Here is a 14,363-nt window from a genome sequence, read left to right as displayed (position 1 = left end):
GACCGAGCCGCCTAAGTAATTCAAAAGGCAAGCAAAGTTTCCGAGTTGGCGCACCGAGGTCCCGTACCTGTTCACCCGGCACCGCCTTCTCGTGCATATCATCTGCCCAGTAGTGGATCACTGCCCTCCACATCACCAAGCGTCAACCCGCGCCCACACCTGCATGGTTGACCGGCCATCGTCGCGTGAGCGCCTCAGAAAGGTCCCTGCCATTGAGCACCGTGGTGGCCAAACGATCACCGCGCGCCGAGGGTCCGCAGCTCCCCGAGGGACAGGTCGAGCTGGCGGAGCCACCGGTTCTGGGGGAGCCGGCGAGCGCCGATTTCGGATCGGCGCTGATGTACCTGCCCATGGCGCTGGGCACCGGCGCCATGGTGCTCATGTTCTCCATGCGCAGCGCCGGACCGACGACGTACATGATGTCCGGGATGATGGGCGTCGCCATGGTCAGCATGACGCTGACCCAGATCGGCCGGGCCGGTGCCGAGCGACGGCGGCGGATGCGGGCCGAGCGGCGTGACTACCTGCGCTACCTCGCGCAGAAGCGCCGGCAGGCCCGACAGGCCGCCGAACAGCAGCGGGCCGCCCTGCTGTGGGACAACCCCGAGCCGGGCCGGCTGTGGGCGCTGGTGATGGGCACCCGGCTGTGGGAACGCCGCCCGGCGCACGAGGACTTCGCCCGCGTCCGCATCGGACAGGGAGTGCGCCGCGCCGCGCTGGAGTTCCTGCCGCCGCAGACCAAACCGGTGGAGGACCTGGAGCCGCTGACCGCGATCTCGCTGCGCCGGTTCACCAAGGCGCACCAGACGGTGCCCCGGCTGCCGATCCCGGTCGCGCTACGGCGGTTCACCAGCGTGGAGCTGGCCGGTGAGCCGGAGCCCGCGCTCGGGCTGCTGCGGGCGATGGTCGCGCAGCTCGCCGCCTTCCACTCCCCCGACGAGCTGCGGATCGCCCTGCTGGGCGGGGCATCGGCGCGCGCCGAGTGGGACTGGCTCAAGTGGCTGCCGCACAACGCGCATCCGCACGAGGAGGACGACGCCGGTCAGGTGCGGCTCGCCGCCGAGGACCACGACGCGCTGATGGACCTGCTCGGCACCGAGGTGCGGGACCGGCCCGACCACGACCCGGACGCGTCGCCGAGCGTGGCCGAGCCGTTCGTGGTGGTCGTGGCGCAGGGCGTACGGCTGCCGGAGACGTCGCGGCTGACGCACGGCGGGCTGCGCAACGTGGTTCTGCTGGACGCGACCGGCGCGATGACCGGCGGTCCGAAGGTGCTGCGGCTGACCACGCGCGGCACCGGCGTCGCCTTCCCGGCCGGTGACGACACGGTGACCGCCGAGGCCGACGCGCTGAGCCGCACGGAGGCGGACACGCTGGCCCGGCTGCTGGCGCCGATGCGCACCAGCGGCAGCGTGGACCTGGTGGACCGGCCGCTGGAGTCGGACTTCGACCTCACCGCGCTGCTCGGCATCCGGGACCCGCGCACCTTCGACGTGGCCGCCAAGTGGCGCCCGCGCCTCACCCAGTCCGCGCGTCTCCTGGTGCCGCTGGGCGTCACCGAGGAGGGCGAGGTCGTCGAGCTGGACATCAAGGAGTCGGCGCAGGGCGGCATGGGCCCGCACGGACTGCTCATCGGGGCCACCGGCTCCGGCAAGAGCGAGCTGCTGCGCACCCTGGTGATGGGCCTGGTCGCCACGCACTCCTCGGAGATCCTCAACCTGGTGCTGGTCGACTTCAAGGGCGGCGCGACCTTCCTGGGCATGGACCGGCTGCCGCACACCTCGGCGGTCATCACCAACCTGGCCGACGAGATCCACCTCGTGGACCGCATGCGCGACTCCATCAACGGCGAGATGATCCGCCGCCAGGAGCTGCTGCGCGAGTCCGGGTACTCCTCGCTGTTCGACTACGAGAAGGCGCGCGGCGCCGGGGCGAACCTGACGCCGCTGCCCTCGCTGCTGATCATCGTGGACGAGTTCTCCGAACTGCTCGCCAGCAAGCCGGAGTTCGTGGACCTGTTCGTCTCCATCGGCCGCCTCGGGCGCAGCCTCGGGGTGCATCTGCTGCTGGCCTCCCAGCGGCTGGACGAGAGCCGCATCCACAAGGTCGAGGGGCATCTGTCGTACCGGATCGCCCTGCGGACGTTCTCCGCGATGGAGTCGCGCAGCGTCATCGGCGTCTCGCACGCCTACGAGCTGCCGTCGGCGCCGGGCAACGGCTATCTGAAGGTGGACACCACCAACCTGGTCCGCTTCAAGGCCGCTTACGTCTCCGGCGCCGCGCCCGAGCCGGTGGGCGAGGCGGAGCATTCCGGGCGACTGGCCGCCGCCGGGCAGGAGATCACCCTGTTCGGGCTGGAGCGGCAGGGCACGCTGAGGTCCGAGCGCATCGCCGAGCAGCAGGTCCTGGAGGCCGCGCGGGAGGCGTCGGCCGCCGCCGAACGCAAGGCCGCCGCGCAGGCGTCGGGCGGCGAGCAGAGCGAGGAGAGTCTCCTGGAGGTGCTGATCGGGCACCTGGAGGAGAGCGGGCCACCGGCCCGGCAGGTGTGGCTGCCGCCGCTGACCGAGCCCCCGAGCCTGGACCAGCTGCTGCCGGGCATCGTGCCGGACCCGGTGCGCGGCATGAGCGCGGCGGACCATCCCTCGCTCAGCTCGCTGCGGGTGCCGCTCGGCATCGTGGACCGGCCCTTCGAGCAGCTGCGGGAACTGCTGGTGGCCGATCTCTCCGGCGCCGACGGCCACATCGGCGTGGCCGGTGCCCCGCAGACCGGCAAGTCGACGCTGCTGCGCACCCTGCTGCTGTCCCTGGCGCTCACCCACACCCCCGAGGAAGTCCAGTTCTACTGCCTGGACTTCGGCGGCGGCGGTCTGGTCTCCACGGCCGGTCTGCCGCACGTCGGCTCGGTCGCCACCCGCCTGGAGCGCGACCGGGTGCTGCGCACGGTCGCCGAGCTGAGCCAGCTGCTGGAGAAGCGCGAGGAGGAGTTCACCTCGCGCGGCCTGGAGTCGATGGCGGCCTACCGGCGGCTGCGGGCCACGGGCGAGATCGACGACCCCTACGGCGATGTGTTCCTGGTGGTCGACGGCTGGGGCACGCTGCGCCAGGACTACGAGGAACTGGAGCCGCGCGTCATCGAAATGGCCGCGCGCGGCCTGTCGTTCGGCCTGCATGTGATCGGTTCCGCGGTGCGCTGGTCGGAGTTCCGGCCACGGCTGCGCGATCTGCTGGGCACCAAGTTCGAGCTGCGGCTGGGCGATTCGATGGAGTCCGAGGTCGGCTCCCGGATCGCGGCGGCCGTGCCGCACCAGCCCGGCCGCGGTCTGACGGCGGCCGGCCACCACTTCCTGTCCGCGCTGCCCCGCCTGGACGGCTCCGGCGAGACCGGCGATCTGACGACGGCCACCAAGTCGGCCGTGGCCGAGATCGACACCTTCTGGACGGGCCGCCCCGCACCGGGCGTCCGACTGCTGCCGACCCGCCTGCCCGCGAGCGAACTCCCGCTGGCGGAAGGCGCCTTCAGGGTCTGCCTCGGCTGGGACGAACAGCGCCTCGAACCGGTGTGGCACGACTTCACCACGAACCCGCACCTGATGGTGTTCGGCGACGGCGAGACCGGCAAGACCAACGCGCTGCGCCTGATGATCCGCGCCATCACCACCCGCTACACCCCCGAGGAGGCGCGCATCATGGTCGCCGATCCGGGGCGCGGGCTCCTCAACTCGGTGCCCGAGGCGTACCGGGTCGGGTACGTCGTGGACAGCGACGCACTCGCCCAACTGGCCACCAGCGCCTCGGTGTCGGTGGGCAAGCGGGTGCCGGGCCCGGACATCAGCCCGGAGCAGCTCGCCCGCCGCGACTGGTGGGAGGGGCCGCTGCTGTTCGTGCTCATCGACGACTACGACCTGTTCTCCGGGGCCCCCGGCGCCCCCTCCCCGATGGCGCCCCTGGTGCCGCTGCTCGCGCAGGGCCTGCACATCGGCATGCACCTGGTCGTCGCCCGCAGCACCTCGGGATCGGTCCGCGCCATGATGGACCCGGTGCTGCGCCGGCTGTGGGAGCTGGGCAACCCCGGACTCCTCTTCTCCTACCCGAAGGAGGAGGGCAAGTTCCTCGGCGAGGCCAAGCCGCGCACGCTGCCCGCGGGCCGGGCACAGCTCGTCACCCGGCGTTCGGTACGGCTCGTGCAGACCGGGCTGGTGTCCTCATGAGTGACCTGAGCGCCCTCCCCACGTCCCCCTCCCTCTCCCCAGGAGCAGTCCGATGACCACAGCCCCCGCGGTCACCGCGTCCGCCTCGGAGGTCTGCCGGGTCACGGTGGTGGGCCCCAGCGGCCAGGCCGATCTGGCGATCCCGCTCACCACGCCGGTCTCCGCGCTGCTGCCCGTGCTGGTGCGCCATGTGACGACGGAGGCGGCCGACCGCGGCACGCCCTGGGTGCTGCAACGGCTCGGCGAGGACCCGTTCGACGCCGACGCCACCCCCGCCACCGCCGGCCTGCGCCATGGCGAGGTGCTCCAGCTGCGGCCCGCCGAGGAGCCGCTGCCCGCCCTGCACTTCGACGATGTCGCCGACGGGGTCGCGCACGTCGTGACAGCGTTGCCAGGCGGCTGGCGGCCGGCCCTGACCCGGAATCTGGCGCTCGCCCTCGCGGTGCTGGCGCTGCCTGCGGTGGCGTGGGCGCTGCTGGGGTTCGGTCCGGGGCTCGCGGCCTCGGCCGGCGCCGGGGTGATCGCCGTACTGCTGGCCGCCGGAAGCGTGGCCGGGCACCGGCTCGCCGCCGACGCGGCCGGCGTGCTGGTGGCCGGGCTCGGCGCGCTCGCGTTCGGCGCGCTGGCCGGGCTGACCTTCCGCGAGGGACCGCACGGCGGCTTCGCGCCGGGGCTGCCCGGAATGCTGGCCGCGGCGGGCGGGGTCGCGGTGGTGGCCGTCGCGCTGCTGGCGCTGCGCCCGCTGCCGCTGGTGGTGCCCGGCACCGCGCTGGGCACCGCGCTCGCCGCTGCCGTGGGGACCGGGCTGATGCGGGCCACCCACTGGCACGGCGGTCAGGCGGTCGCCGTGGTCGCGGTCGCGATGTTCGTGCTCGGCCACTTCGGCCCCCGGCTCGCACTGCGCGCCGCCCGGCTGCGGGTGCCCCGACTCCCGCACGACGCGGCCGAGTTGCAGGAGGACATCGACCCGGAGCCGCAGGAGCGGGTGGAGCGCAGGGTCAAGGCGGCCGGTGCCTTCCTGGACACGCTCAGCGTGTCCTCCGCGCTGGTCTACACGGCCGGGTTCTGGTACATGACCCGCGAGGGCGGCTGGATCGGCTGGCTGCTGCCGCTGGTGTTCGCGGGCGCGGTGCTGCTGCGGGCGCGCGGCCTGAACCGGTCCGCGCAGCGCGTGCCGACCGTGCTCGCCGGGGCCGCCGGCCTGGCCACGGTGGCGCTCACCCGGTTCGCCGCGGCGGGCGACGGCGCCCGGCTGATCGTGGTGGCCCTGCTGCTCGCCGCGGTCCTCGCCCTGCTGGTGGCCGCGTGGCGGCTGCCCGGCGGCCGGCTGCTGCCGGTGTGGGGGCACAGCGGCGACCTGCTGGAGACGGTCACCGCGATCGCGCTGCTGCCGCTGCTGCTCCAGGTCCTGCACGCGTACGCCTACTTCCGCGCCCTGACGAGCTGAGGGGACCGAGGCGTGCAGACCCGACGCGATCACATGCAGGCGTACCAGTTCGCCATGGGCCGGCTGGCGACCGCACTCGTCACCGGGGACCCCGGCCGCGGCGACAGCCCCACCAAGCGGGCGGCGCTGGGCAGTTTCTTCGGGGCGGGGCTCGTCGTCCTGCTGTGCCTGGGCTTCCTGGTGTACGGCAAGCTGTCGCCGGTGACCACGGCGGCCTGGCGCGAGCCCGGCTCGATCGTCGTGGAGAAGGAGACCGGCACCCGGTACCTGTTCCTCGACGGCCGGCTGCGCCCGGTGCGCAACTACGCCTCGGCGCTGCTGCTGACCGGCGACGGCGCCGCCGTACGCACGGTCGCGGCGAAGGCGCTGAGCGGCGTACCGCACGGCGCGCCGGTCGGCATCGACGGCGCGCCCGACTCGCTGCCCAGCCCGGCCACCCTGCTGGCCGGGTCCTGGACCGACTGCCTGCGCCCGGACCTGCCGTTCGGCCATGTGGTCGACTTCGCGCCGGGCGAGCGGGCGGGCGCCTTCCCCGCCGGGCGGCAGCTGCTGCTGAAGTCGGCGGACGGCCGGCGTTTCGTGCTGTGGCGGGGCACCAAGTACCCGGTGCCCGCGCAGTCCGCGCTGATCGCGCTCGGCCTGGACGGTGACCGGCCGGTGGCCGCCTCCGCCGCGTGGCTGGCCGCCGTACCGACCGGGGCGGCGCTCGCCCCGGCGAAGCTCGACCAGGCGGGCCGCGCGGCCGGGAAGGTCGCCGGACGGCCGGTCGCCGTGGGCCAGTTGTTCACCATGACCACGGCGGGCGCGAAGCACACGTACGTCATGACCGCCGACGGGGTCGCCCAAGTCAGCGCCACCGAGGCGGCGTTGCTCGCGGCCCGGCCCGGCGCGCCGGCCCCGCGCCAGGTGTCGGTGACCGACATCGCCTCCGCGCGGGTCTCCGCCGCCCACTCCCTGGACAGCGGGGTGCCGGACCTGCTCGGCGCCCCGGCCCTCGACACCTCCCGGCAGGCGGTGTGTCTGCGCGAGAGCACGCGGGGGGCCCGGCTGACCGCGAACGTGGAGGTGGAGAGCGGCCCGGCGGCGACCGGGAGCCAGCGGGTGCTGGTCCCGCCGTCGCACGGTGTGTACGCCGTGGACCAGCGGGAGGTGGCGGCCCAGGTGTCGAACCCGCACACCTTCCTGATCACCGACCAGGGCATCGTCTACCCGCTGGGCTCCTCCGCCGCGCAGTCCCTCGGCATCGGCTCCGGCACCGCGACCGCGCTGCCGGAGAGCCTGCTGGCCGCGCTGCCGCACGGGCCGGTCCTCGACCGCTCGGCGGCGGCGCTGACGGTGCAGGCCGGGCAGGACGGAGCGACGGCCTCGGCCTCCACCAACTCCCCTGCTGTGACGGGCACTTCGGGCGGGGGCCGGGCCCCGGTCCCGGCGGTCTCCGCCGACCCCTCCCCCTCCGGCTCCCCCGCACGGGTGGGGTGAGCGGATGCGCAGAGGACTGGGCACCACCCGCGCGGGCGGGACGGCGTTGCAGTGCCGGGCCGAGGGCCGGGCGCTGCTGGTGCACCCCAAGGGCGAACCCGACCCGCACGCCGCCGCGTTCGCCGCGGGGCTCGCCGCCGACCCCCAGCACACCCTGGCCGTGGTGGATCTCCCGTACGGGTCGCTGGAGGGCTCGGCGGACGCGGTGGCACGGCTGCTGGCGGGCCGCGGCGAGAGCCTGCGCCTGGTCTTCGGCCGGGGCACGCCCCAGGAGTCGCGGCGCGCCGCGCAGCGGATCGCGGACCGGCTCGGCCGGCTGGTGCTCGCGCCGGACGGCGCGGTGCTGCCGACCGACGGCGGCGGCCTGTTCATCCCCAGCGACCACGGCGCGGGCTGGCTGCGGTTCCGGCCCGGCCGTTCGGCGGAGCGCGACTCGCGCCGGTTCCCCAAGCCGCGCTGGGAGTTCTCCACCTTCGACCGCCCCTGGACGACCAGCGGCCACGGCATCGCCGAGCCGGCGCCCTGCGGGGTGTGGGTGCGCAGCCCGCACGACCATCCCGCCGCCGAGAGCGGCCGGCGCCTGGTGGACCGGCTGCCCAGCCACCCCGACATCCTCACCGTGGTCCTCGGCAGCCCCGGCGGACCGCCGGTGACCCTGGCGGACGTGACCAGACTGTGGGAGACGGTCCTGCCGTCCGCCCGCTCCTGGGTGCGCTTCCTGCACCTCGGTCCCGTCGCGCTGCCCGAGGGCGCCGAGGCGCTGGGCCAGGAACTCGCCGACGCGCTCGGCCAGCAGGTGGTGCTGTACGCGGGCGTGCCCGTCGAGTCGCGCGTCGGTCTCGCCTCGCCCGAGGTGGCGGCGGTACGGCCGGACGGCACGCTCGGCCACCGCCCCTTCGTCAGCGAGCTGATGTACTTCCCGCGCACCGGGAGCGCCCCCGCCCCGCCCGCCCTCTTCGGGCTGCGCCGCCCCCTGTTCGGGGTGCCGGAGATCTCCACCGGAGTGTACGAGTACGCCGCCGACGCGGTGCTCGAAGTGGTGCAGAGCGGGCTGTGGATGCGCCCGCTGGCCGAGCCCGCGGACGGCGACGCGGTGCGCCGGATACCGGCCGCGCCCGGTTACGCCGCGATCCTCTACGACCGCAGCACGCCGGGCACGCAGGAGCGCATGCGCTCCCTCGCCGAGGACATGCTGTGGCGGCTGGACCCCCAGCGCCGTGAGGGCTTCACCATCGCACCGGCCGACGAGCCGGGCCACCTGGCGGTCCCGGCGGACGACGCGCACCTGTGGTCGGCGCCGGACGCCACGGCGACGGGCCCGCAGGCGATCGCCCCCACCGCGTTCCGGGGGCAGGCGCGGGCCGCGGAGGTGGCGCCCTGGAGTTCGGCGGCTCCGGCCTCAACTCCGTTGCCGAACAACGGGTTTGTACGAGGCGAGGGCTCGGGCGCGGCGTCGGCGCTGGCGCGGCTGGACCCCGACGAGCGGACCATCCGGGTACGCGGCACCGCGGCACCCGCGACACCCGCTCCCGTCACGGCACCGCCCGCGGCCAGGACCGAGTCCGAGGCGCCGTCGGGTGGATCGCCGACGGCCGGGTTGCCGCGGGTCGAGTCGGGCGACGACGTGCACGTGACCGGCGGTTCCGGGGACGCGGGCATGGCCGGCCGGCCCGCGCGGGAGACCGCCGCCGCTGAGTCGGCCGCTACGGCGACCGGGGGGCGCGCGCCCGTGCCCGTACCTGTCGCCGTACCGGAGCGGGAGGCGCCGCGCCCCGGCCGGGAGCCGATACCCGACGCGCCGCGCACCGAGGGCCCGGTTCCGCCGCAGCCCACGTCGCAGAGCCCCGTTCCACAGCAGCCCACGTCGCAGAGCCCCGTTCCACAGCAGCCCACGTCGCAGAGCCCCGTTCCGCAGCCCGCGCCGCAGGGCTCAGTTCCGCCGCAGCCTGCGCCCCAGGGCCCAGTTCCGCCACTGCCCACGCCCCAGGGCCCAGTTCCGCCACTGCCCGCGCCGCAAAGCTTGGTTCCGCCGCCCGCGCCGCCCCGTCCCGCCGCGCCCGCGCGCCTTCCCCTGCCCGACCTTCCGGCCGTGTCCGAGCCGGGGCAACCGGGCGAGCCGCCGCGGGAGAACCCGCGCCCGGCGGACAGCCCCGACGGCCGGGGCCCGGACCGCCCGGCACGGACCGGCGCACCCACGCGACCGCCCGTCCCGGAACCGCAGCGGAAGGCGGAGCCGGAACCGGCAGGGTCGGCCCCGCACACGCCCGGCATCTCCGGCGCCGGTCCGTCGCTGCCGCCCACCCCCGCCACCGAAACGCCGCAAGCGGAACCGCGGTCGGGGCCGCAGCCGCAGCCGCAGCCCATGGTGCCGCCGACCGCTCCCCCCGCGCCCACGGCCCCTGTCCCCGCCCCCCGGCCGGCCGAGCCGAATCCCGCCCTGCGGCCCGCGCCGTCGATCCGGCTGGAGTCCGACTCCCCGGCCGCCACTCCCGTGGCGCCCGCCGCCGCCGACGACCGGGCCGGCGCGGCGGCGCCGCCCGCCCCCGCGCCGAAGGCCACGGACGCTCCGAAGCCCCCCGCGGCAACCCCCGGCGTCCGCGTCCAGCCCACCCCCAAGGCGTCCGCCTGCGCCGTGCCGCCCGAGCGCGGCACCGAGAAGGAGCGGGACTGGGTACGGCGGACGCTGAGCACGCAGTACAACGCGGTCGCGGGCACGGTGTCGCGGGTGATGTCGGAGTCACCGGGCCTGCGCGGCGGCGCGCGCGGCGAGGCGGCGGACGCGCTCACCGACCTGGTGGCCGTACGGCTGTTCCTGTCCGGGGACAGCGCGCGGGTCAACGCGGCCGTACGCGGCGCTGCGGTCGGCCCGCACGTGCCGCTGGCCCGCTGTGTGGCGGCCGGGCTGCGCAGGCTGCCGTCGTACCGGGGTGCCGCGCTGCTGCGGGCCCGCGCGAGCGCGGCGGAGCGTGCGTGGTTCCGCGAGGGACGGCTGGTGACGGAGTGGGCGTTCTGCACGGCGTACGGCGCCCCGCGCCCCGGCCCGCACGACGCCACCGACTTCCTCATCTGGTCGATCACCGCCCGCCGTACCAATCTGATCGACCCCGCCGAGCCGGACCGCGTGGTGTTCCTGCCCGGTACGAGGTTCAAGGTGCTGCGCCCCGCGGAAGCCGAAGTCCCGGTGCTGCTGCGGGAGTTGTCGCCCTCGGAGATCGCCTCCGACGGCAAGGTGGACGCCCAGCGGGTGCCGTTGGACGAGATCGCGCTGGACGGCCTCGACCGCGCGGCCGCCGCGCTGCGCGCCGACGAGGCGGCCGGGCGGGACGAGCGGGGCGGCGAGGAGAGCCTCGGCACACCTCCGGGCCTGATGGGTGAAGCGCCGGCGCCGGGGCGGGGCCCGCGCACCACCGGCGGCGGCGACAGCGGCGACCTGAGTGCGCCTGACGAGGGAGCGAAACTGTGACCCGGCCCGTGCTACTGGTGTCCCCGGACCGCCCCGGTGCCTACCGCGCCGTCGCCGACGCGCTCGCGGACGCCACCGACGGCGCGCTGATCACCGTCGCGCCGGGGCGTTACGACGAGAGCCTGTACATCAACCGCGCGGTGACGCTGGCCGCCGAGGGCGCCGGCGGCACGGTGGAGATTGCGGCGTCCGCGGGCAGCACCGTCGTCCTGGACGCGGAGGCGGTACGGATCACCGGGCTCCGACTGTCCGGCACCGACCGGGAGGCCCCGGTGCTCGACGTGCGCCGGGGGCAGGCCGCGCTGGACGGCTGCCGGATCTCCGGCGAGGCGTGGGCGGCGGTGCTGGCCTGGCAGGACGGCGTGATCGCGCTGCGGGACTGCCAGGTCACCAACGCGCAGGGCGCGGGCATCGTGGTCACCTCCGGCGGCGCCAACGCGGTGGAGGGCACGCACATCCAGGAGGTCGGCTCGTCGGCGGTCGTGGTGGCCGAGCACGGCCGGCTGACGCTGCGCGACTGCCGGTTGGACCGGGCGCGGGGCAACGGCGTCTGTGTCAACGGGCAGGCCACGGCGGTGGTGGAGGCCACTCGGATCAGCGGCAGCGGCAAGCCCGCGCTCGCCGTCGAACAGCAGGCGCGCGCCACCCTGACCGGCGTCGAGGTGAGCGGCAGCGCGGCCCTGGACGCGTATCTGACCAGTTCCGCCGAAGTCGCCCTGGTCCGCTGCTCGTTCACCGGCTCCGGCGGTCAGGCGGTCCGGGTCGGCGAGGGCAGCGCGCCGGTGCTGCGGGAGTGCCTGGTCGCCGGGGCGCGGCGGGAGGGCATCCATGTCGCGGCCGGGGCGCGGCCCCGTCTGGAGGACTGCCGGATCACCGGCACCCCGACCGGTCTGCTGGTGGAGGCGGGCGGGCAGGCCGAGGGCGCGGGGCTGACCGTCGAGGGCGCGAGCACGGCGGCCGTGCGCGCGGCGGACGGTGTGGTGGTCCTCGACCGGCTGAGGGCCGACGCCTGCGGGACCGCGCTGCTGGGCGCCGGGTCCAAGGCCCGACTGACCGTGCGCGAGGCCGAGTTGGCGGCCGGCGTCGAGCTGTCCGAGGGCGCCTCGGCGACGCTGTCCGCGGTGCGGCTGCGCTCCGGTGGCGGCACCGGCCTCGCCCTCGCCTCGGGCGCCCGCGCCGAGGTGACCGGCTCGGCGTTCACGGGCTGTACGACGCTCGTCGGCGCGGAATGCGAACTCAGCGCCCAGGACAGCGAGTTCACCGGGGCGGACGGCGACGGCATCCGGATCAGCGCGGGCGGTGCGCTCACCGCGGTCGGCTGCCGGGTCAACGGCGCGCGCGGGCACGGCGTGAACGTCCAGGCGTCCTCGCGGGCCGAGCTGACCAACTGCACCGTCTTCGACAACGGCGGCGACGGCGTGCGCTGCAACACCGAGGAGCCGGTGCGGGTGCACGACTGCGAGGTCCGCGACAACGGGGGCGTCCCGGTACGCCGGCTCACCTCGGGCCGGGTCTCGATGGAGCGCGTGGACACCGGCGGCGACCCGTCCGGCCGTACGAGCGGCGCCAGCGGTTCCGGTGAGTCCGGCGCGGCGGACGGCGACGCGGCGACCCGGCAGGCCGCGCACACGGGCACCGGGCCGCTCGCGGAGCTGGAGGCCCTGGTCGGCCTGGAGAGCGTGAAGCGCGAGGTCACCGGGCTGATCAACCTCAACAAGATGGCGCAGCGCCGCCAGGAGATGGGCCTGCCGATGCCGCCCATGAGCCGGCACCTGGTCTTCGCGGGGCCGCCCGGCACCGGCAAGACCACGGTGGCCCGGCTCTACGGCGCGGTCCTCGCCGAACTGGGCATCCTCAGCCAGGGCCATATCGTCGAGGTGGCCCGCGCCGATCTGGTGGCGCAGATCATCGGCGGTACGGCCATCAAGACCACGGAGGTCTTCAACAAGGCGCTCGGCGGTGTGCTGTTCATCGACGAGGCGTACACGCTCACCAACCAGTCCCGCGGCAACGGGCCCGACTTCGGGCAGGAGGCCGTGGACACGCTGATGAAGCTGATGGAGGACCACCGCGACGAGGTCGTGGTGATCGTCGCCGGGTACTCCGCGCAGATGGAGCAGTTCCTCGCTTCCAACCCGGGCATGGCCTCCCGCTTCGCCCGCACCGTGGAGTTCCCCAACTACAGCGCCGAGGAACTGGTCACCATCGTGCGGGGCCTGTGCGCCAAGCACTACTACGAGCTGTCGGGCTCCGCGCTGGAGGCCCTGGACCGCTACTTCCAGGACGTGCCCAAGGGCGCGACCTTCGGCAACGGGCGCGTCGCCCGCCAGGTCTTCGAGGAGATGATCAGCCGGCAGGCGTCCCGACTGGCCGCCCAACCACCGGGCGACGACACGGAGTTGTCGCGGCTCGACGGGGCGGACGTCATCACGGTGCCGGGCGGCGCGGCGGAAGCGGCGCAGGACGGCGGGCCGCCGACCACGGCAAGTGACCGAACCGGTCGGTCCGTCGCACGGGGCGGCCGGGACCATCAGGCCGCGACCCCGGCCCCCGCGCCCCCGCCGACGGTCCCCGCTGCCGGACCTCCCCGCCCGGCGGGGCGGCGGAAGTTGGCCGCGATGGCCGGCCTCGACGCGGCCCGCGCCGCCCTGGCCACCCGTGTGGAGGCGCTGGCCGGGGCGCCGCGGGAGCCCGGGCGGGCGATCTCCGTGCAGGCCAACATCGTGCTGGAGGGCCCGCAGGGCAGCGGCCGGCGGGCGCTGGCCCGCGCTTACGCGCGGTGTCTGACCGAGGCGGGGCTGCTGACCTCGGGCGCCGTGCACGAGGTACGGCTCTCCACGCTCCCGGCACGCTTCCCTAAGCAGCCCGCCCACCGGCTGGCGGCGGCGCTGGAGGAGGCGGAGGGCGGGCTGCTGGTGCTGCGCCTCGACGACGCCCTCGGCCGCCGTGCGCCCGCCGAGCGCGCGGCGGTGCTCGACGGACTGGCCCGGCTGGCCGGCACGCCCTGCGACACCGTCCTCGCGCTGTGCGGCTCGCCCGCCGAGCTGCGTGCGCTGGTGACCGAACGGGCGGACATCGCCGGGGAGTTCGCCGAGTACCTGCGACTGGACCCGTACACCGTGGAGCAGGCCATCGAGCTGGTACGACGGCGGCTGTGGGCCTTCGGCTTCCAACTGGCCGACGACGCGCGGGAGATGCTGGCCACCGCCTTCCATGCCGCGCCGCCGCGCGGGGGTGCCTGGGAGGCGCACCGCCTGGCCGAACGGCTCGCCGCGTCCGCCCGTACCCGTACCGTCTCCGCGACCGACCTCCCCGGCCCCCCGGCCCCCGACACGGCAGCGGGCCCCGGCCCGTCGGGCTCGCCGCACCCGAACGGCCCGGCGCACCCGACGGGCTCAGCAGGCCCTGCCGGTTCAGCGGCCCCTGCGGGCGCCGCGGAGCTTGCGGACCCAGCGGAGCTTGCGGGCGCCGCGGGTCCTGCGGGCTCAGCGGCGGCGGGACCGGCGGCCCGCACCGCACCGGTCGCGGCGGCGCATCCGGCGAAGGCCCCGCACGCGGAGGCCGGGCGGCCGGGCACCACGGAGCCACCACCCCCGGCGAGGCCCCTGGTGCAGACCTGAGAGACGTCCGCCCCCGGCGCCGCACACGGCCTCGTGCGCGGCGGCGGACGGCGGGTGAACCCCCCACCATCCGGCGCCGATGCGCACCCCCCGTGGATGTGACATCGCTGTCAACGGCTCCGGCCGGCGCCGCAGTTCGAGAGAGG

The 14,363-nt window shown here is 75.6% G+C and carries 5 protein-coding genes; all 5 read left to right on the top strand.

Translation table 11 applies throughout. The features are described 5' to 3' along the window. The first annotated feature begins 212 nt into the window (after positions 1–212). Genes eccCa through ACE4Q9_RS30190 form a run of 5 tightly spaced genes read left to right on the top strand, consistent with a single transcriptional unit; the run spans position 213 to position 14,217 of the window. A complete protein-coding gene (gene eccCa, locus ACE4Q9_RS30210; RefSeq protein WP_397987687.1) occupies positions 213–4,208 on the top strand; it encodes a type VII secretion protein EccCa in 3,996 nt (1,331 codons plus the stop codon). A 52-nt stretch (positions 4,209–4,260) separates the two neighbouring features. Then, positions 4,261–5,655 (top strand): type VII secretion integral membrane protein EccD, encoded by a 1,395-nt coding sequence (gene eccD, locus ACE4Q9_RS30205; protein ID WP_397987686.1) that lies wholly within the window; start codon positions 4,261–4,263, stop codon positions 5,653–5,655. A 12-nt stretch (positions 5,656–5,667) separates the two neighbouring features. Further along, positions 5,668–7,134 (top strand): type VII secretion protein EccB, encoded by a 1,467-nt coding sequence (gene eccB, locus ACE4Q9_RS30200; protein ID WP_397987685.1) that lies wholly within the window; start codon positions 5,668–5,670, stop codon positions 7,132–7,134. Positions 7,135–7,138: 4 nt separating this feature from the next. Beyond that, positions 7,139–10,597: a hypothetical protein gene (locus ACE4Q9_RS30195; protein ID WP_397987684.1), complete on the top strand. Its 3,459-nt coding sequence runs from the start codon at positions 7,139–7,141 to the stop codon at positions 10,595–10,597. Further along, complete coding sequence (locus ACE4Q9_RS30190; RefSeq protein ID WP_397987683.1) at positions 10,594–14,217, top strand: right-handed parallel beta-helix repeat-containing protein; 3,624 nt, start codon at positions 10,594–10,596, stop codon at positions 14,215–14,217. Before ACE4Q9_RS30195 ends, ACE4Q9_RS30190 begins: the two co-directional genes overlap by 4 nt. Positions 14,218–14,363: the final 146 nt, after the last annotated feature.

This window comes from Streptomyces sp. AM6-12 (assembly GCF_044327085.1).
Taxonomy (GTDB): Bacteria; Actinomycetota; Actinomycetes; order Streptomycetales; family Streptomycetaceae; genus Streptomyces.
This window is presented reverse-complemented; position numbering and strand designations above follow the sequence as displayed.